This window comes from Mycolicibacterium chlorophenolicum, assembly GCF_001044235.1.
Lineage (GTDB): Bacteria > Actinomycetota > Actinomycetes > Mycobacteriales > Mycobacteriaceae > Mycobacterium > Mycobacterium chlorophenolicum.
In genome coordinates this window covers 30,762-49,638 of sequence record NZ_JYNL01000052.1, presented here as the reverse complement: position 1 = coordinate 49,638, position 18,877 = coordinate 30,762, and the positions used below count along the sequence as shown (strand labels likewise).

At 67.0% G+C, this 18,877-nt stretch carries 13 protein-coding genes, 1 tRNA gene and 7 pseudogenes; 11 read left to right on the top strand and 10 right to left on the bottom strand.

Annotation, left to right across the window (positions count from 1 at the left end; translation table 11 throughout):
* Positions 1–90 precede the first annotated feature (90 nt).
* Positions 91–495, bottom strand: a complete 405-nt coding sequence (locus tag MCHLDSM_RS20660; protein ID WP_234714133.1) for a hypothetical protein — start codon at positions 493–495, stop codon at positions 91–93.
* A 421-nt stretch (positions 496–916) separates the two neighbouring features.
* On the opposite strand from MCHLDSM_RS20660, the pseudogene MCHLDSM_RS39645 reads away from it, so the two are divergent.
* The 7 pseudogenes from MCHLDSM_RS39645 to MCHLDSM_RS39610 form a co-directional block, all read left to right on the top strand.
* A pseudogene (locus tag MCHLDSM_RS39645) lies at positions 917–1,549 on the top strand (relaxase domain-containing protein); the annotation flags it as partial.
* 1 nt (position 1,550) lies between these two features.
* A pseudogene (mobF, locus tag MCHLDSM_RS39640) lies at positions 1,551–2,304 on the top strand (MobF family relaxase); the annotation flags it as partial.
* A gap of 1 nt (position 2,305) precedes the next feature.
* A pseudogene (locus MCHLDSM_RS39635) lies at positions 2,306–2,668 on the top strand (hypothetical protein); the annotation flags it as partial.
* Between the two features lie 61 nt (positions 2,669–2,729).
* Positions 2,730–3,534: pseudogene (locus MCHLDSM_RS39630) on the top strand (AAA family ATPase); the annotation flags it as partial.
* A gap of 30 nt (positions 3,535–3,564) precedes the next feature.
* Positions 3,565–4,361 (top strand): annotated as a pseudogene (locus tag MCHLDSM_RS39620) (MobF family relaxase); the annotation flags it as partial.
* A gap of 1 nt (position 4,362) precedes the next feature.
* Positions 4,363–4,604 (top strand): annotated as a pseudogene (locus MCHLDSM_RS40515) (hypothetical protein); the annotation flags it as partial.
* 2,476 nt (positions 4,605–7,080) lie between these two features.
* Positions 7,081–7,815, top strand: a pseudogene (locus MCHLDSM_RS39610) (MobF family relaxase); the annotation flags it as partial.
* Positions 7,816–7,978: 163 nt separating this feature from the next.
* Here the strand turns inward: MCHLDSM_RS39610 and MCHLDSM_RS20645 are convergent.
* The 4 genes from MCHLDSM_RS20645 to MCHLDSM_RS40510 form a co-directional block, all read right to left on the bottom strand.
* Positions 7,979–8,383 carry a hypothetical protein gene (locus MCHLDSM_RS20645; RefSeq protein ID WP_048471784.1) on the bottom strand — a complete coding sequence of 135 codons (405 nt, stop codon included), beginning with the start codon at positions 8,381–8,383 and terminating at the stop codon, positions 7,979–7,981.
* A gap of 581 nt (positions 8,384–8,964) precedes the next feature.
* Entirely contained in the window at positions 8,965–9,189 is a 225-nt protein-coding gene (locus MCHLDSM_RS37800; protein ID WP_131722664.1) for a hypothetical protein, read from the bottom strand.
* Complete coding sequence (locus MCHLDSM_RS36440) at positions 9,131–9,820, bottom strand: 3'-5' exonuclease (RefSeq protein ID WP_158023733.1); 690 nt, start codon at positions 9,818–9,820, stop codon at positions 9,131–9,133. Before MCHLDSM_RS36440 ends, MCHLDSM_RS37800 begins: the two co-directional genes overlap by 59 nt.
* A 23-nt stretch (positions 9,821–9,843) precedes the next feature.
* Positions 9,844–10,002 (bottom strand): DUF2510 domain-containing protein, encoded by a 159-nt coding sequence (locus MCHLDSM_RS40510; RefSeq protein WP_082168994.1) that lies wholly within the window; start codon positions 10,000–10,002, stop codon positions 9,844–9,846.
* 485 nt (positions 10,003–10,487) lie between these two features.
* Between MCHLDSM_RS40510 and MCHLDSM_RS20630 the strand changes: the two genes are divergently transcribed.
* The 3 genes from MCHLDSM_RS20630 to MCHLDSM_RS20620 all read left to right on the top strand — a co-directional run bounded on the left by MCHLDSM_RS20630 (position 10,488) and on the right by MCHLDSM_RS20620 (position 12,853).
* Positions 10,488–10,763, top strand: a complete 276-nt coding sequence (locus tag MCHLDSM_RS20630; protein ID WP_131722663.1) for a hypothetical protein — start codon at positions 10,488–10,490, stop codon at positions 10,761–10,763.
* A 314-nt stretch (positions 10,764–11,077) separates the two neighbouring features.
* A complete protein-coding gene (locus tag MCHLDSM_RS20625) occupies positions 11,078–11,299 on the top strand; it encodes a helix-turn-helix transcriptional regulator (protein WP_234714132.1) in 222 nt (73 codons plus the stop codon).
* 153 nt (positions 11,300–11,452) lie between these two features.
* Positions 11,453–12,853: a site-specific integrase gene (locus MCHLDSM_RS20620; protein ID WP_048471781.1), complete on the top strand. Its 1,401-nt coding sequence runs from the start codon at positions 11,453–11,455 to the stop codon at positions 12,851–12,853.
* Positions 12,854–13,105: 252 nt separating this feature from the next.
* Here the strand turns inward: MCHLDSM_RS20620 and MCHLDSM_RS20615 are convergent, their stop codons facing one another.
* The 5 genes from MCHLDSM_RS20615 to MCHLDSM_RS20595 all read right to left on the bottom strand — a co-directional run bounded on the left by MCHLDSM_RS20615 (position 13,106) and on the right by MCHLDSM_RS20595 (position 15,884).
* Positions 13,106–13,963 carry a hypothetical protein gene (locus MCHLDSM_RS20615; protein ID WP_048471780.1) on the bottom strand — a complete coding sequence of 286 codons (858 nt, stop codon included), beginning with the start codon at positions 13,961–13,963 and terminating at the stop codon, positions 13,106–13,108.
* A 162-nt stretch (positions 13,964–14,125) separates the two neighbouring features.
* Positions 14,126–14,197: transfer RNA gene (locus MCHLDSM_RS20610), tRNA-Val, on the bottom strand.
* 113 nt (positions 14,198–14,310) lie between these two features.
* Entirely contained in the window at positions 14,311–14,772 is a 462-nt protein-coding gene (locus tag MCHLDSM_RS20605; RefSeq protein WP_048471779.1) for a peroxiredoxin, read from the bottom strand.
* Positions 14,769–15,197, bottom strand: coding sequence for a DUF3052 domain-containing protein (locus tag MCHLDSM_RS20600; RefSeq protein ID WP_048471778.1), 429 nt, complete (start codon positions 15,195–15,197; stop codon positions 14,769–14,771). The genes MCHLDSM_RS20605 and MCHLDSM_RS20600 overlap by 4 nt, the downstream gene beginning before the upstream one ends.
* Positions 15,198–15,305: 108 nt before the next feature.
* Positions 15,306–15,884, bottom strand: a complete 579-nt coding sequence (locus MCHLDSM_RS20595; protein ID WP_082168993.1) for an Rv2240c family protein — start codon at positions 15,882–15,884, stop codon at positions 15,306–15,308.
* A 176-nt stretch (positions 15,885–16,060) separates the two neighbouring features.
* On the opposite strand from MCHLDSM_RS20595, the gene aceE reads away from it, so the two are divergent.
* On the top strand, positions 16,061–18,850 hold the full coding sequence (aceE, locus tag MCHLDSM_RS20590; RefSeq protein ID WP_048471777.1) for a pyruvate dehydrogenase (acetyl-transferring), homodimeric type: 2,790 nt from the start codon (positions 16,061–16,063) through the stop codon (positions 18,848–18,850).
* Positions 18,851–18,877 lie beyond the last annotated feature (27 nt).

Genomic DNA, 18,877 nt, shown 5'->3' with positions numbered 1-18,877 from the left:
CTGCAGATACCTATAGCCCTCGCCACTCGGCAGTGACCACCGAGACCAAGGGCGTGATTAGCCGGTGCCAGGTGGGTCCCAGTCAGGCCGTCATCGTGGTCCCAGATCGGGTTGACACAGCCAGCCGGGAGCGGTCTTTTCGTTCTTCGGAGCGTGCCGCAGCATCGTTCGCACGATGCCGATCCCAACTTCGGTGTTCTCGGCGATCGTCGTCAGCGTCTCACCGCGGTCCTGCATGCGTGCGACCGCCGCGCCGGCCTTGGCTCGATGGCCGGCCACCTTCTTGGCTGCCTCGGCGTCGACCTGCGCGCGCAGCTGGGCCAGGCGCTCCTTCTTCCACTGTTCGACTTCGGCGATCTTGCCGACCTCGTACATGAATTCGGTCGCGTCTTTGATGTTCGCCTTGTCTCGCGCAGCGCGCGCTTCGTTGGCGCGCCGGTTCGCTTCCACGGCCCGTCGTCGGGCCTCCAACTTGGACGTTCCTGCTGCTGTCATGACCGGGACACTAAAACCGGCCGGGCCGAGCTGACCACCACCACAGCCACATTCGCCCTCCACCAATCTCTTTCCTCGCCGCTCTCCCGCAGCGGCGCCCTCCGCTCACCCGCCGTCGCACCGTCCCCTCACCACCGCCGCTGCGCCCCCTCAGCTCACCCCTCACACCCCCGTTCCACGGCCCACCGACAGACCACACACCTCTTGCACTCAGGAAACCCGGCTGTCTGAGACTTTTCTAAGAACCCCCGGTTTGGTGGTGGCTTCGCCAGCCCCGGAGTTCGTAGCGTGCGGCGCATGCGGACACCGGCGTGCGCGTCATGGTGATGACGCTGCACAAGCTGACCGCCGGGGACGGNGGTGGCTTCGCCAGCCCCGGAGTTCGTAGCGTGCGGCGCATGCGGACACCGGCGTGCGCGTCATGGTGATGACGCTGCACAAGCTGACCGCCGGGGACGGCTACCTGTACCTGGTGCGGCAGGTCGCTGCCGCCGACAGCACCGAACGGGGCCGCTCCACCCTGGCCGACTACTACTCCGCCAAGGGCGAGTCGCCGGGCCGCTGGATGGGCCGCGGACTGGCCGCCCTCTCGGACACCGGCCGCTGCGACGTCAGTGCGGCTGTCCGCGAGGAGATTTGGACGGTCGAGGAAGGCTCGGCGGTCAGCGAGGCCCAGATGCGCGCCCTTTACGGGGTGGGTCTGCACCCCAACGCCGAGCGCATTCAGACCTACGTCATCAACCGCGGCATGGGCAGCCAGCGCGCAGCCAGCCGCCTGGGCCGTGAGTGTCAAGTCCGCGATGGCGAGCCGGAGTTCGCGTGCCGTTTGGCGGTCGCCTTTCGTGACCACAACGCCGAGATCGGTGCGCACTGGAACTCCACCATCTCCCCAGAGGATCGCGCGCAGATCCGCACCCGCGTGGCTGTGAAGTTGTTCGGCGAGGAGTACGGGCGCCCGCCCGCCGATGATCGGGAACTGTCGGGGTTTATCGCCCGCAACACCCGCGCGAAGACCACCGCGGTCGCCGGGTATGACCTGACGTTCTCGCCGGTGNGCCCGCCGATGATCGGGAACTGTCGGGGTTTATCGCCCGCAACACCCGCGCGAAGACCACCGCGGTCGCCGGGTATGACCTGACGTTCTCGCCGGTGAAATCGGTGTCCGCACTGTGGGCCATCGCCCCGCTGTCGGTGGCCGAACAGATCGAAGCAGCCCACGATGCGGCGGTCGCCGACGTCCTGGAATGGCTGCAGGACCAGGCCGCATTCACCCGCACCGGCGCCGGCGGCGTCGCCCAGGTCGACACCGAAGGACTCATCGCCGCGGCGTTCACCCACCGCGACTCCCGCGCCGGAGATCCGGATCTGCACACCCATGTCGCAATCTCGAACAAGGTGTCCTATGTCGACGCCAACGGGGTACGCCGCTGGCTCGCGTTGGACGGCCAACCCCTGCACCGCGCCACCGTCGCGGCCTCGGAGTTGTACAACACCCGCCTGGAAGCGCACTTGATCGCCAGCCTGGGTGTGCGGTTCGTCGAACAATCGCGCGGGCGCGGTAAGCGGGCGGTGCGCGAAATCGCCGGAATGTCGACGGAATTGATGTCCCGGTGGTCGAGCCGACGCGCAGCGATCAAGGCCCGCACCGCCGAGCTGGCCAAGCAGTTTCAGGCCGATCACGGCCGCGAACCGACCAACGTAGAGATCATCTCGTTGGCTCAGCAGGCGACGCTGGAATCGCGCGAAGCCAAGCACGAGCCGCGCTCGTTGGCAGAGCAGCGCCACGTGTGGCGCACCCAGGCTGTCGAANCAGACGTGTGCTCTTCCGATCTGACCAACGTGGAGATCATCTCGTTGGCTCAGCAGGCGACGCTGGAATCGCGCGAAGCCAAGCACGAGCCGCGCTCGTTGGCAGAGCAGCGCCACGTGTGGCGCACCCAGGCTGTCGAAGTCCTCGGGCACCACGGTGTGAGCCAGATGTTGGCCGACACGTTGGCCGCACCGCAGACCACCCGCGAGACCGTGACGATCGACGAGAAATGGATCGCGTCGCGCGCTGGCGAACTCATCGCCACGGTGGCCGAAACGCGCTCCACCTGGCAGCGCCACCATGTGCGCGCCGAAGCGCTGCGCATGGCCCGCGCCCACGACGTGGCGCACGATGTCGCATTGGNACGGTGGCCGAAACGCGCTCCACCTGGCAGCGCCACCATGTGCGCGCCGAAGCGCTGCGCATGGCCCGCGCCCACGACGTGGCGCACGATGTCGCATTGGTCGACAAGCTCACCGAAACCGCCCTCGGGAACACGTTCTCCATACCGCATGCCCGCGTCGCCGACGCCGAGCTGGGCGAGCCCGTGGCGCTGCGTCGCCGCGACGGTGCCAGCGTCTACCGCCGCCACGGCGTCGAGGCCTACACCAGCCGCGAAACCCTGGCTGCCGAGCGCCGGATTCTGGACGCGGTGCACCGCAGCGACGGCCGTGTCGCATCTGCGGCGGATGTCGAACTCGCACTAGCCGACTCGGCCGCGCGGGGGCGCACCCTCAACCCCGGCCAGGCCGCGTTGGTCTCGGAGATGGCGACCGCGGGGCGCCGTGTCGCACTCGCGCTCGCCCCGGCCGGAACCGGCAAAACCACGGCCATGGCGGCGCTAGCCCATGCGTGGCGCAGCTCGGGCGGCCACGTGATCGGATTGGCCCCCACCGCCGATGCAGCGATCGTGCTCGGGGAGGACCTGGGCGCGGTCACCGACACCCTCGACAAGTACGTCTGGTCGGCCGATCCCGACAAGGCCGCGACATCCCGTGTACCCGACTGGTTCACCCAGGTCGGACCCGACACCCTCATCGTGGTCGACGAGGCCGGCAAAGCCGCCACTGCCGGGCTGGACGCCATGATCACCGACGCGCTGCGCAAGGGTGCCAGCGTGCGCCTGGTCGGGGATGACGGGCAGCTCTCCTCGATCTCGGCCGGCGGCATTCTGCGCGACATCGCCGAAGCCACCGACGCGCTCACCTTGAGCGAAGTGGTGCGGTTCANGGCAGCTCTCCTCGATCTCGGCCGGCGGCATTCTGCGCGACATCGCCGAAGCCACCGACGCGCTCACCTTGAGCGAAGTGGTGCGGTTCACCTCGCCCGCCGAGGCCGCAGCCGGACTCGCGTTGCATGACGCCGACCCGGCCGGAATCGGCTTCTACATCGACCATCACCGCATCCATGTCGGCACCGACGAGACCGCCGCCGACATGGCCTATCAAGCGTGGCGCGCCGACCTTGCCGCCGGCGGAGATTCCATCCTGCTCGCCCCCACCAACGACATCATCAACGAGCTCAACGCCCGGGCCCGCGCCGATCGCCTCGCCGCCGATCCGGACGCTGCGACGGCCCCCTCGGTGATGCTGGCCGACCAGCTGCACGCCAGCGTCGGCGACACCATCCGCACCCGCAAGAACAACCGGCGGATCACGATCGGACGCAACGACTTCGTGCGCAACGGTTACCGCTACACCATCACCGAAGTCCTGCCCGAAGGCGGCGTGAAAGCCCGGCATCTGCGCAGCGGGCGCATCGTCACGCTGCCGGCGGACTACATCGCCGAGCACGTCACACTCGGCTACGCGGCCACCATCGACTCCGCGCAGGGATTGACCGCAGGCGGGCGCGCTACCCGAGGCACCTGCCACATCGTCGGCTCAGACATGCTCACCCGCCAGCACCTCTACGTCGCCATGACCCGAGGCACCGACGAAAACCACCTCTACCTGTCGACCGCCGAGGGCGACCCCCACCGCCTGCTCTCGCCCAAGGCCACCCACCCCGACACCGCAGTCGACGTCCTGACCAGGACGCTGGCCCGCGACGGCGCNCCCCTCTACCTGTCGACCGCCGAGGGCGACCCCCACCGCCTGCTCTCGCCCAAGGCCACCCACCCCGACACCGCAGTCGACGTCCTGACCAGGACGCTGGCCCGCGACGGCGCCCAAGTCTCAGCCACCACCGCCGCCCGCCAAGCCGCCGACCCCGCCGCGCGCCTCAAGGCTGCGGCCGACATGTACTACGACGCACTCGGCGCGGCCGCCGAGAACCGCCTCGGTGTCGGCGCCCGCGANAGCCGCCGACCCCGCCGCGCGCCTCAAGGCTGCGGCCGACATGTACTACGACGCACTCGGCGCGGCCGCCGAGAACCGCCTCGGTGTCGGCGCCCGCGACCGCCTCGATGCGTTGGCCGACGAGATCATTCCGGCGCTCAACCAGCGCGAAGCCTGGCCAGTGCTGCGCCGCAACCTGTCCATCCTGGCCCTTCGCGGCGCGAACCCGCGCGAGCTACTCACCGAGGCGCTGGCCAAAGGCAGCGTCGCCGATGCCGCCGACCCCGCCGCGGTTCTCGATCACCGCATCGACCCCGCGGGAACCCATTCGGCCAGCATCGGAGCGCTGCGCTGGCTGCCCGCAATCCCCCAAGCCCTAGCCAACGATCCGCAATGGGGCGCCTATCTCGCCCGGCGCGAGGCGCTAGTCGAGGGACTGGCCACCGAGATCCGCACACGTGCCCGCGCCTGGACCAACGCCANACGATCCGCAATGGGGCGCCTATCTCGCCCGGCGCGAGGCGCTAGTCGAGGGACTGGCCACCGAGATCCGCACACGTGCCCGCGCCTGGACCAACGCCAACGCCCCCGCCTGGGCGCGCCCCCTGATCACCGTCAACCCGGTCCTGACCGCCGAAATCGCGGTGTTCCGCGCCTGCACCGGAGTCGACGAGGCCGACACCCGCCTCACCGGTGCCCGCCAATTCCCGGTGCGCACCCGCGACGTCCAGTCCGCACTGCACCGCCACGCCTCCGCCGACATCGGCCGCCGCAGCGCCGACACCACCCGCTGGAACGACCTCATCGACAGCATCGACCCACGGCTGCGCTCGGACGCCTACTGGCCGCANCATCGGCCGCCGCAGCGCCGACACCACCCGCTGGAACGACCTCATCGACAGCATCGACCCACGGCTGCGCTCGGACGCCTACTGGCCGCAACTGGCCACCCAACTGGTCCAGGCCGCCCGCACCACACCCGACCTGCGCCAGATCATCACCACCGCCGCCCACCAAGGCTCGCTGCCCGACGAGCTGCCCGCCGCGGCACTCTGGTGGCGCATCGCCGGCGCCCTGTCCCCGACCGCCACCCTGGCCACCACCCATTCGCGGCTACGCCCGCCCTGGGTCAGCGACCTCGACGTCGTGTTCGGGACCGCGCTCGCCGAGACCATCACCTCCGACCCCGCCTGGCCCGGCCTGGTCGCCGCCATCAGCGCCGCGGACCCGCGCAAGTGGACACCGCGCGACCTGCTCCACGTCGCCGCCGAGCACCTCGCCGACGCCGCACACGACGACCAGCCGATCCCGCCCGGCGATTATGCGCGCCTGATCACCTACACCGTCGACGCGTTCACCCATCGCCTGCACGCCCGCCTCGGCGCGGACTTCGACGACCTGCCCACCCCGCAGGACGCGCCGCCCGATCCCGCCGAGGAAGCACTGTTCCCCCCGGACCCCGAAGACCCCTCCACCCACAGCCTCGATGAGTATTCACCCTGCGACGACCATTTCGACATCGCCCCGCCCGAAGACATCGACACCCTCGAACACGGATCGCAAGAATATGCCGGTCTTGAATTTGAAGACTTCTCAGCAAATCGCTCTACCCCGGAATTGGGCATCACCATGGAATCACTTTCTGCCCTGCGCGCCGAATACCGCACTGTTCACGAAAACATCAAAACGTTGGCCGCCCAAATTCGCGCCGGAAATGGTCCCGCGACGCGCGCGGCCACCGGCGATCTGCTGCGCATGCGCCGCCAGGTCGACGCCGACCGCCCCTACCGCCACGCCGTCACCAACGTGATGGAGCAGTGGGCCGATGCCGACTCCGCCTACAACGACACCCTGCGTCTGGTCGAACACTCGCGCACCCAGCTCGACCTCCTCCTAGCCACCCCCGACGCCGATGAACTCGACCTCATCTCGGCCCGCCAACAGATCGCGTTCTACACCGGACTGCTTCCCGCTCAACCGCCGTCGCTGCAGTTCCGGCAGGCCCTCGCCGACGCTCAAGCCGCCCGAGCTGCGGCGGCCGGCGGCACGATCGTCACCGAGAACGGCATCGTCATCGCCCGCGGCGACGCCGAGCGCGCGGACCTAGCTGAACTGGCCGCACTGCGCCAGCGTCGACGCGAGCTGCACCGCGACATCGAACGCGCCGACCGCGACATCGCCACCGCGTTCGCCGCCGCCCAAACCGCCACCTCCGANCGCACTGCGCCAGCGTCGACGCGAGCTGCACCGCGACATCGAACGCGCCGACCGCGACATCGCCACCGCGTTCGCCGCCGCCCAAACCGCCACCTCCGAAGCCCTCGAACAGCTCCTCGAATCCGCCCGCGCGGAAGTGGAACTCCTGCAGCTCGCCGGCCACCTCGACGCCAAGAGCGTTCCGCTGCTCATCCCCGGCTCCGCTCTGTCCGGCCTCGAACCTCAGACCGGCGATCGGCTCAAGTCCCTGGCCGCACTCCCCTACCGGCTCCCCCCCGNGCCAAGAGCGTTCCGCTGCTCATCCCCGGCTCCGCTCTGTCCGGCCTCGAACCTCAGACCGGCGATCGGCTCAAGTCCCTGGCCGCACTCCCCTACCGGCTCGCCGTCGTCGGTGCCGACATCGAGGACAGTGAAACCGCCGCAGCGCTCTACACCCTGCGCAGCACCGCCAACGCCGACGACCGGAAGGTGTTGTGGCTGGCGGCATCTGAGTCCAGTTCAGCCCCGGCCCGCGATGCCGAACTGGCCGACACCATCACCACCATCAGCCACGCCCACGAGCAGGTCAGCGGGCACCAGTGGATGCTGCCGCCCCGGGCCATCGTCGTCATCGACGATCCCGCGACCGCCGACCCCGGCCAGCTGATCGACCTCGCCCGCCACGCCGTGGCCGCCGACGCCCGGGTCATCCTCATCGACCACAGCACCAATGCCGGGGCCAGCTCCTCGGCGGTGCGGCTGCTAACCCAATCCCTGCCCTGGTGCACGACCCTCACCACCGCGCCCACCAAGCCCTCAGACCCGCTGCTGGAGCCGGTGCCAGCGGTTGCCCTGGCCGACCGCCTCGGCCGCAAACGCCTCAGCGAACCATGGCTACAACTGCTCACCCACTACGACACCGCTGCCCGCGTCGTCCGCTCCGCCCAACGACGCCACCTCGCCCTTGGGTGGCGCGCCAACAACCTCGCAATCGGCGATCCTGAGCACACGCTCGGTGCCGGCGCCGATGACTGACAGCCGAATACCGGGATTAAGTCGCGAGATGGATCGGAAGCGGCCGCTGCCCCGCATCTCCACCCGGATGTACTTGCGGGCGAGGCGCTGCCGCTCGAGCGATTCCCGCGCTCGGGCAACGGATTCGAACCAGCGCGCGATGCCCAGGGCAACGGCGGCGTCGTCAGGCGCCTTGGCGTCGGCGCGGCGGAGCCTCCAGGTCGATCATCCTCGGCATCCGGGGCCACGTTGGCGCAATAAGCTTCGACTTCGATTTCGCCAGTGCGGCGTCAAATGCCTCTTGCAGTCGGTTAGTTTCGGACCCGACGGACTCGACGGTTTGTGACACGTCGATGACTCCGCGATGACGTTCTGCTTCAGCGCTGGTGCACGTCTCGGCTCCCGAGGCTGTCGCGATGAGGTATCTACCTAACGTCAGGTTCTTCAGCTTTTGCAGTTCGGTCGTGTCGATCACCCAGGCGCCACACATGCGCGTCATTCCGGTGTCGGCGCTAATGTCGACTTGCCATACGACTGTGTGCCGGTCGCAGCTGTCGACAACGACCACCGATTGGTGGTCGATCGTCATGAAGCCTGCGGCTTTGGTGTGCAATCAGGGCACGACGTTGGCCGTCGGCCGCGGACCTTCGGTCGCCGCCACTCGGACCCGCAATCGGCGCATACAAGTACAACAACGGCCGTTGCCACAGCCGTCGACTCCAGGCTAGGAGTCCGCTGCGCCGTTTGGGTATTGCGCTGGAGAAGGCCGTCTCTCGAGCAATCGACGCAGATCGCGCCGACGGAATGCCGCGCAGCTATCCACGAGCCCCCGCACTTGATGCAGACAATTGCGACGCACGCCGACGCCGCGCGAGCTGCCGGCACGGGAGCGCCGGTTCGGACTGCTTGAACGAATCCTGCGAATGTGCAGATCGGAATTCCTTCTTGGCTGGCCTTGCGTGCTTTCGTGGATCGGGAGTCCCCGTCAGCCGCGCCGACAAGGTCGGGCCCCTTCTTCGTGATTGACTTCGCGACCACCAACCCGTGCGTTCGGGCCATCTCCTCTTGATCTGCGCGGCCGACGCTTTCGCCGTTTAGGTGCCCTTGACCGGTGAAGCACGCGGTCAGGCCGGGTGTGAGCTTTACGCGGTACTACCGCGCGGAACGGCTCTAAGCGGCTTTTACAGACTCGCTGTCGACATTCAGCAGCGCGGCGGCGCGGCAGAGCTGGTCGTATTCGTCGTCGGTGACGACATGGTCCTCAAGTGCCGCGTCGACGAGTCCATTGATGAACTCGCGGTGGGCTCGGGCGACTGCCCGTTCGTCAGGTCCGACGTCAGAGGCGAGTTGGCTGAGAGCCTGCCGCTCGTGTGGTGTCAGCTTCAGATCCGCCATAGCGCGATCGAGGAGCCCTAACGTAAGGAGCAACGTCGATGCTGGTGTGCATTCCGCGGGCGAGTTCGGCCAGATAGGGCGCGGGCGGGAGAACGACGACACGACCCTCCCGCGCGTGCACACGTAGTGGCGTGACGTGCAGTGGTCTAGCGGCCGCCGGCGAACAAGAATCGGTAAATCGACTGCAGGTTGCGAATAGCAGGCGCGCAGTGGCGCGCGCGTCGGCGATGGCGCGGTGCGCATTGTCGAGCGCAATGCCGTGTTCGACACACGCTTGGCCGAGCTTGCAGCGAGTGACACGCAGGGTGTCGAGGGCGGAGCCCCAGTCGATGTCGATGCCCGCTGCCGTCAGCTCGTTGCCGATCATCCGCGTGTCGAATGTGACGTTATGACCAACGACTACAGCACCATCCCGCCTTGCGGCGACGTGATGAGCGACATCGGCGAACACGTGAGCGGTGCGCACCATGATCGCCTCGATGCCGTGAATCCACGTGGGGCCGACGTCGCGGCGCGGTTGTACGAGCGTTTCGAATTCGTCGTGAATGCGTCCGTCGCAGTCCATCGTCAGGATTGCGATCTCGACGATCCGGTCAGTGTTGTACACACCGGTTGTCTCGACGTCGATCACCGCGAGACGCCCGTCGCGACCGATCAGATGCTCGAGGCTCTTTCAGCCGATTCTGGCCGTTCGACGGTGCTCGCAGCGGCCGGGCTGGTTGTCGCAGTGCGCCCGGTCCACTGTCGTCCGTCCCACCACCGCAAATCCGCCTGGTTCCATGGATCGTCGTACCAGCCAGCAGTTGTCCGCATGGGTTTCCCTCCCCTTGCCTCGTTGCCGAGGTTTGCTCACGGTACACGGCCGTGCCGACAATGGCTTCAGATATTGACGATGTCAGCACGAAACTCGCCGCCCTAGGGGACACCGTTAGGTGCACGTTAGGCATCGCGATAATGCGGTCGGACATCGCCGCGATGCGGTATCGGTCGTCGATGTCGTGGGCCGCGCTACCGTCGCCTGAAACAAGGAACTCCAGCGTCGACGCGGGCGACACGCGAGGGACACTCGGCTCGATCTGAACCGCCGCAGGTACCGTTCCTGCCATGGCTTTCTCAGCGCTGAGCAGCTCACGACAGGCGGGAAACGTTCGGTCGGGCTTGCACAGTTTGTCTACAGGCCGCCAATGACTCGGCGGCGAAGGCTTCGAGCACGTCCACCAACGGCTCGTATACGCGCCTGCACGTCCGAATCGATGCCGCTTAGCGTCGACCCGCAGATCTTTGACGCAGTCAGCACCGTGTACTCAACGGACCTCGAAGTACCCGAGGACTGGTCTGACCAACAACGGGCGGATTTCATCGCGGCAGAGGCAGACAAGATCACGTGGATGGTGCGTGCGGAAGCCAGCACCCTCGGCAACCGGCTCGTCACGGCCCTGTGGCGCCAATCCGGGGGTACGAGACCGAATCACAGAGAGCAGACTGCGTTGAGAGCTGCAGCCCGCGTCCAGGCGTTTGATCGCGTCCTCAGCACCGAGCTCTACGAGCTGATAGCTGACGACACCGATTTCTGACTCGAGGTGGCGCCTGACCCAGTGCCGGTCCTGAGCGTCGGTCACGACCGAATTCGTCTGTCTACGACGACAGCCGGGGACGTGGGAAGAATTTGCCCCCACGGCGGATCGAATATGGCTCAGCTGGTGGACTCCATTCCGCCCGGAGTCATACGTTCACGTCATGCGATACCACGCCCAGGACGATACGCCGAGTAGCGACCCGCTGTCCTGTGGCGAAATCGTCCCTTCCGTGATCCTTCTTATCGCACTGCGCCAGCTGTCCATGAACTCGGCGATCAGACCGCTGCTTGAGCAGCACTTAATCGCCTTCCGTGAGCTCGGAAGACCTCCAGGTTGAGGAGGTGAAACAATTGGGCAACAACGTCTTTGACGATCTACCGCTGTTACTCGCGGTCCCTCGAGCTGCCGCGATTCTGGGTATCAGCCGGGCGGCAGCTTATCGGCTGGCCGCATCGGGCGAACTGCCGGTGCGGCGACTTGGCGGCCGCGTCTACGTCGTCACCGCGGAGCTACAACAGCTGATTGCATCGTAACCCGTCGTACCCCTCGAATACGTCTACGAGTAACACACAGACCACTAGACTCAGCGTTAGCTGAGGCGGCCCGACATCGCATGCCCGCGTGTCGCAAAGGTGAGGCGAAGTGGGACAAGCCAGTCGGCCGCAGACTGTGTCGCAGGAGGGCAGATGACTACCACTGACGAGCTAGGTGCCACACGCACCCGTCGCGCCGAGCCGATCACTAGACACACCGCCAGGAACGGTGCGGTCAGCTATAGGTTTCAGGCCGACGTCGGCATTCGGCCCAACGGCACCCGCGACCGCCAGCGATTCACCTTTCGCACGCTTGCCGAAGCGCGCCGCGAATACCGGCGAATCACCACCGAGGTGGCAGCCGGCGCATTCGTGAAACGCGATCCCACGACTGTCGCGGAGTACCTGACTCGGTGGCTGGACAGCAGACGCGATGTGCGCGCCAACACCCTTGCCGGATACCGGCATTCACTGAAGCCGGTCATCGACACGCTCGGCAGCATGGGTCTTCAACAGCTACGCTCCGCTGACATCGACGCCCTGGTGACTGTGCGACTGAACGGCACGCCGATCATGCAACGCGACAAGAGAGGCCGTCGCGCAGCTGAAGTACTCACGTTCTTGCGTGGACGGCCCGAAGGTGCGCGATACAACGAAATTCTGGTTGCTCTCGGCGAACCAGGCATCAAATCCCTCGACCGGCTCGTGGCCTCTGGTGGTGTGGTGCGGAAAGGGCGTGGTCACTATGTCGCGGCCGAACCAAGCGATCTACCGCGCCCTCGGATTGCCGGGAGCGTCAGCCCCCGGACCGTCGTCACCATGCTCGTGGTGCTGTCGTCTGCTCTCGACGACGCGATGCGAGAGGGTCTGGTGGCGCGGAACGTGGCGCGCTTGGTGAAGCGCCCGACCGTCGAGCATCACGAAATGCGAAGCTGGACACCCGAACAGGCCGGCCAGTTCCGGCAGCACGTGCGCGACGACCGTCTGAACGCCTGCTGGTTGTTGACGCTCGCCGGACTTCGCCGCTCGGAAGTTCTCGGGCTGCGTTGGTCGGACGTCGATTTCGATGCCGGGACGGTGTCCGTCGCTCAAGGCCGCGTGGTCGTCAAAGGCTCCGGGACAGTCACCGGCGACCCGAAGTCGAAGCGCTCGCGACGGGCCCTGCCGATGCCCGTCGACGTCCTGACAGCGCTTCGGACCTTCAAGTTGCGGCAAGCCGAGGAACGGCTTGCCCTCGGTTCGCAGTATCCCGACACCGGACTCGTTGCTGTCAACGCAGACGGTTCTCCGATTCGGCCGGAGACATATTCATCGGAATTCGCTCGGCGCGCGAAAGACGCTGGCGTGCCAGTGATTAGGCTGCATGACGTGCGACATACTGCAGCCACCATGCTGCTCGACGGCGGCACCACACCATCAGCGACGGCAAAGTGGCTCGGCCATGATCCGGCGATCACGCTGCGGGTGTATGGGCATGTCTATGACGATGCTCTCGCCGCGGCGGGTGACGCGCTGATGGGGCGGTCGCGCAGTAACGGAGAACAACAACGTTAGTTTCCGGTGGTCGGGGGCGATCGCTAGGGCTAGACGCCAGTGTCAGCGCGTGCCTCAACCCATTTGATGAGTCGGCGGCGGCGTTCTGCGATCAGCTCAGGATTTCGCTCTGCGTCACGCTCGGCTGCGTCGGCTTCCTCCCAGGCGCGACGCATGTCAGCGTCACGGAATTCCACAGTCTTCGCCATCACTCACCCCTTTCGGACGACGCCAGCATAGCTGCGCCTCCCGACAAAACGTGTCAGGCACATCCTAGTCTCCACGCCGGTGACCAGCCCGAGTGATGCGGGCGGCGGTCATCGTTGTCGCCTCGGCGGCGGCTAGCAAGTGTGCCAACACCTTGATGGATGCAACATCGGAGTTGGAGAACCCGTCAGCTTCGAGTGTATTGGCTGTCAGCATTCCGAACGCAATCCGGTCCGCGCGAACAGCGACCGACACAAACGACTTGTACTGCCGGTTTCTGGTCAGATCCCAGGAATCGGGGACAGCGGCAGTCGTGTCATTGCTCATCGCGACGTCGCCGTTGTCGATCAGGTCCCATACCCCCTGATCACCGCCCTGGCCCTCCACGAACTCGCTGGTGAACGAGTCTTCGCGATTCCGCGAGTCGCTATAGCCGCCTGACTGCATCACCCGCGGTTGAGCGTTCAAATCCTGGACGCGGAAGTAAGCGGCTCGCGGCGCTTCGCTCTGAACGAGGTCGCAGACCTTGCTTACGATCGAGGTCCGGAAGCCGCTGATCTCCGCATCCTTGGACGCCTGATCCATCACGGAGAGCCGGCGCAACTTATCGGCGGTGCCCAGCATCGCTCCATTGATGAGCAATGACGTACGTCTAGACTCTGCCTTCAGCGCCTGATCCAGGGCGACCCGCTCCTCCTCCTGCTGACGCTTGAACGCACGTTCATTTCTGAACTTGAAGAAACCAACGACAGCGGTCGACACAGCGAGGCCCGCGGCCAGGACGCGAGCCGCGACCAGCCAGTCACCCGGTGCGATGAGACTTATGGCGAACGTTGCCGCAGCGGTCAGAACACCCAGCACCGTCAACCCAAAGTTGAAGGCAACCGCGCGGTCCTTGATAGTTCCGTTTTGCTCCTCCCCCACCGCGGCAGCATCTCACACCGAGTCGCTGTGCCCGAGTAGCCAGCGCGACGCGCCGATGTTGGCTCACCCGTTCGATACCTCCTGGCACACTCTTGGCACACCGGGGGTTTTGAAAAGAGCTCAGTTTCACGGTCGCAAGCCTCTGAGCTGGTGTTCTGACGGTGGGCGCGGACGGTATCGAACCGCCGACCGCTGGTGTGTAAAACCAGAGCTCTACCACTGAGCTACGCGCCCGATCGCACGGGAGCTTAGTCGGCGAGCCCGGCGAACCTGAAATTCACGCCAGTGTGCGTCCAGGGCGCCGATACAGCGAGAATCCCGCCCTGAGCGCACACTAGGCGCGAGAGTCAGCCGCGCACCGCGGCCAGCGCCGCCGTCCACACCGCCTGATCGCGCGCCTCCCCCGGCTGCTTGCACTCCGCGAAACGGACGACTCCGTCGCGGTCGACGGCGAAGGTGCCCCGGTTGGAGAAGCCGGACGCGTCGTTGAAGACGCCGTAGGCCTGACTCACGGCGCCGTGCGGCCAGAAGTCCGATAGCACCGGGAACGTGAACCCGCGCTGGGCGGCCCACACCTTGTGGGTCGGCGACGGACCCACCGAGATCGCCAGCGTGGCCGTGGTGTCGTCGACGAAGTCGTCGATGTGGTCGCGGATCTCGTCGAGTTCGCGCTGGCAGATCCCCGTGAAGGCGAGCGGGAAGAACACCAGCAGCACGTTCTTGGTGCCGCGGAACGCGCTCAGCGACACCCGCTGGTTGTTCTGATCGGCGAGCGTGAAGTCCGGCGCGGGGTCGCCGGCGACAATCATCGCTGCTTCGTGATCGCTTTGGCCTTCGGTTGCACCAGCCTGCTGGCGATCCAGTCACCCAGGTTGGCCGACGAGGTCTGCATCAGGCCGGCCGTGGGTGCGGACTCGGCGATCTCGGCGGGCTGCACATGGCCGGGCTTGCCGGTCTTGGGCGTGACGACCCAGATGACGCCATCCTCGGCGAGCGGGGTGATCGCGTCCATCAGCGTGTCCACGAGGTCACCGTCGTCGTCGCGCCACCACAGAAGCACCACGTCAACGACTTCGTCGGCGTCCTCGTCGAGCAGCTCACCGCCGCTCTCGTCCTCGATATCGGCCCGGATGTCGTCATCGACGTCGGAGTCCCAGCCCAGTTCCTGCACAACCTGATCTTTTTGGATGCCCAGCTTGCGGGCGTAGTTCGGGGGGTCACCCGCCGACACCACGGTCAGTCCTCCTTGCGTCTGTTCGGCACGTTGTGCGCTGTGCGCTGTGCCACGTTGCCCCCTATCGTCGCACGCCGGGTGACGACGGCAAGCCATCTGGCGGCAACGTCACCGGAACGCCGCATCGCAACGGTCCAGCGCGGTGGTCTTCGCGTCGTTGAGGCGGGCGATCGCGGCGTTGAAATCCTCGGCCGGGTAATTGCCGGCGATCGCAGTCGCGACGGCCCGGGCGGCGTCGACCCAGCCGGTCAGCGCGTCACGCAGATCCCCGGGAAGCGCATCGCTCAGGCCGCTCGACACCAGGTCCGCGCTCTGGTTCAGCGCGTCGACGGCGGGACCGGCGTTGCTCGCCGAGCCCCCGGGATCGGCGTTGAACGAGTCGACGTAGGTGTTCACCGCGGCGATCGCGTCGGCACTGCTCGAGCTCATCGTCTCGCAGGTGCTCTGTACCGCCTGGGTGGTCACCGAGGCCTGGCGCTCCGATTCGCGTGCCGAGGAACTGGCCGCGGACTCCTGGAGCGACGCCGACACCGACGCCCGGTACAGCGGCGCCTCGCCCTGGGGTGCCGAGGCGGCGCCGTCGGTGACGTGCGTGCAGCCGACGACCACCATCGCCATAGCCGCGACGGTGCCGGTCGCGAAGGCGCCCAGCCGCACACGCGCGGCGCTCCCCCAACCGATCAGCACGGTCTGCAGACGTTACCGGCCGATCAGCGGGTCCGGTGTACTAAATGCAACCGTTCACACCCGGTGCTGCACATGGGGCAGGATTGGAGAAGGATGGAACCCACCTGTGCACATGAAGAGCGAGCAGACCCACTCGGCCGATCGCGTGCGCAAAACCGCCTGACAAGGAGCGGAAGTTGACCACCGAGTTCGTGCGCCAGGATCTGGCCCAAAACTCCAGCAGCACAGCCGAACACGATCGCGTTCGCGTCATCCGGGAGGGGGTGGCGTCCTATCTGCCCGACATCGACCCCGACGAGACCGGCGAGTGGCTCGAGTCGTTCGACGATCTCCTGGAGCGTTCCGGGCCGTCGCGGGCCCGCTACCTGATGCTGCGGCTGCTCGAACGCGCCGGTGAGCAGCGGGTGGCCATTCCGTCGCTGACGTCGACCGACTACGTCAACACGATCCCCACCGAGCTCGAACCCTGGTTCCCCGGCGACGAGGACGTGGAGCGCCGCTACCGGGCCTGGATCCGGTGGAACGCCGCGATCATGGTGCACCGGGCGCAGCGGCCCGGCGTCGGCGTCGGCGGCCACATCTCCACCTACGCCTCCTCGGCGGCGCTCTACGAGGTCGGGTTCAACCACTTCTTCCGCGGCAAGTCCCACCCCGGCGGCGGCGACCAGGTGTTCATCCAGGGCCACGCCTCCCCCGGCATCTACGCCCGCGCGTACCTCGAGGGCCGGCTCAGCTCCGACCAGCTCGACGGCTTCCGCCAGGAGCACAGCCACGCCGGCGGCGGTCTGCCGTCCTACCCGCACCCGCGGCTGATGCCCGACTTCTGGGAGTTCCCCACGGTCTCGATGGGCCTGGGCCCGATGAACGCGATCTATCAGGCGCGGTTCAACCACTACCTGCAGGACCGGGGCCTCAAGGACACGTCCAACCAGCATGTGTGGGCGTTCCTGGGCGACGGCGAGATGGACGAGCCGGAGAGCCGCGGACTGATCCAGGTGGCGGCCAACGAGGCGCTGGACAACCTGACGTTCGTCGTGAACTGCAACCTGCAGCGCCTGGACGGCCCGGTGCGCGGCAACGGCAAGATCATCCAGGAGCTCGAGTCGTTCTTCCGCGGTGCGGGCTGGAACGTGATCAAGGTGGTGTGGGGCCGCGAGTGGGACGCGCTGCTGCACGCCGACCGCGACGGCGCACTGGTCAACCTGATGAACACCACCCCCGACGGGGACTACCAGACCTACAAGGCCAACGACGGCAGCTACGTGCGTGACCACTTCTTCGGCCGCGATCCGCGGACCAAGGCGCTCGTCGAGCCGATGACCGACCGGGAGATCTGGAACCTCAAGCGCGGCGGCCACGACTACCGCAAGGTCTACGCCGCCTATCACGCGGCGATGGAACACAAGGGCCAGCCGACGGTCATCCTGGCGAAGACCATCAAGGGCTACACCCTCGGCAAGCACTTCGAGGGCCGCAACGCCACCCACCAGATGAAAAAGCTTGCGCTGCAAGACCTCAAGGACTTCCGCGACGCCCAGCGCATCCCGATCTCCGACGAGCAACTCGAGAACGACCCCTACCTGCCCCCGTACTACCACCCGGGTCCGGAGGCGCCGGAGATCCGCTACATGCTCGACCGGCGCCGCGCCCTCGGCGGGTTCCTGCCCGAGCGCCGCACCAAGAGCAAGACCCTGCAGCTGCCCGGCCGTGACACCTACAAGGCGCTCAAGAAGGGCTCGGGCAAGCAGGAGGTGGCCACCACGATGGCGACCGTCCGGACGTTCAAGGAGCTGTTGCGGGACAAGAACATCGGGGATCGGATCGTCCCGATCATCCCCGACGAGGCCCGCACGTTCGGGATGGACTCGTGGTTCCCGAGCCTGAAGATCTACAACCGCAACGGGCAGCTGTACACCTCGGTCGACGCGGAACTGATGCTGGCCTACAAGGAGAGCGAAGTCGGCCAGATCCTGCACGAGGGCATCAACGAGGCGGGCTCGACGGCGTCGTTCACCGCGGTCGGCACGTCGTACGCCACACACAACGAGCCGATGATCCCGGTCTACATCTTCTATTCGATGTTCGGGTTCCAGCGCACCGGTGACGGCCTGTGGGCCGCGGCCGATCAGATGGCGCGCGGGTTCGTGCTGGGAGCGACGGCGGGACGCACCACGCTGGTCGGCGAGGGGCTGCAGCACGCCGACGGGCACTCGCTGCTGCTGGCCGCGACCAACCCGGCTGTCGTCGCCTACGATCCCGCGTTCGCCTACGAGATCGCCTACATCATCGAGAGCGGCCTGCACCGCATGTACGGCGAGAACCCGGAGAACGTCTACTTCTACGTGACGATCTACAACGAGCCCTACGTGCAGCCGGCCGAGCCGGAGGGCCTGGACGTCGAGGGGCTGCTGCGCGGGATCTACCGCTACCGGCAGGCCCCGGACAAGCGCAGTCACCGCGCGCAGATCCTGGTGTCCGGGGTGGGGATGCCGTCGGCGCTCAACGCCGCCGACATGCTCGCCGAGGAGTGGGACGTCGCCGCCGACGTGTGGTCGGTGACCAGCTGGGGTGAGCTCAACCGCGACGGCGTGGCCATCGAGAAGGAGGCGTTGCGCCATCCGGAGCGCACGGCGGGTACGCCGTACGTCACCCAGGCGCTCGCGGATGCGGAGGGGCCCGTGGTGGCCGTGTCGGACTGGATGCGTGCGGTGCCGGAGCAGATCCGGCCGTGGGTGCCCGGCACCTACATCACGCTCGGCACCGACGGGTTCGGCTTCTCCGACACCCGCCCGGCCGCGCGCCGCTACTACAACACCGACGCCGAGTCGATCACCGTCGCGGTGCTGGAAGGGCTGGCCCGCGACGGCAACATCGACATGGCGGTGGCGGTCGAGGCGGCGCGCAAGTACCAGATCGACGACGTGATGGCGGCGCCTGAGCAGACGAGCGACCCCGGAGTCGCGTAGCAAGTTGGAGGCTGCCTACCAAAGCGG

Bases quoted from the DNA above. Each gene is read 5' to 3' on its own strand.
- MCHLDSM_RS20660 (WP_234714133.1), bottom strand. From the start codon at position 495: ATGACAGCAGCAGGAACGTCCAAGTTGGAGGCCCGACGACGGGCCGTG.
- MCHLDSM_RS20645 (WP_048471784.1), bottom strand. From the start codon at position 8,383: ATGACGATCGACCACCAATCGGTGGTCGTTGTCGACAGCTGCGACCGG.
- MCHLDSM_RS37800 (WP_131722664.1), bottom strand. From the start codon at position 9,189: ATGGCGGATCTGAAGCTGACACCACACGAGCGGCAGGCTCTCAGCCAA.
- MCHLDSM_RS40510 (WP_082168994.1), bottom strand. From the start codon at position 10,002: ATGCGGACAACTGCTGGCTGGTACGACGATCCATGGAACCAGGCGGAT.
- MCHLDSM_RS20620 (WP_048471781.1), top strand. From the start codon at position 11,453: ATGACTACCACTGACGAGCTAGGTGCCACACGCACCCGTCGCGCCGAG.
- MCHLDSM_RS20605 (WP_048471779.1), bottom strand. From the start codon at position 14,772: ATGATTGTCGCCGGCGACCCCGCGCCGGACTTCACGCTCGCCGATCAG.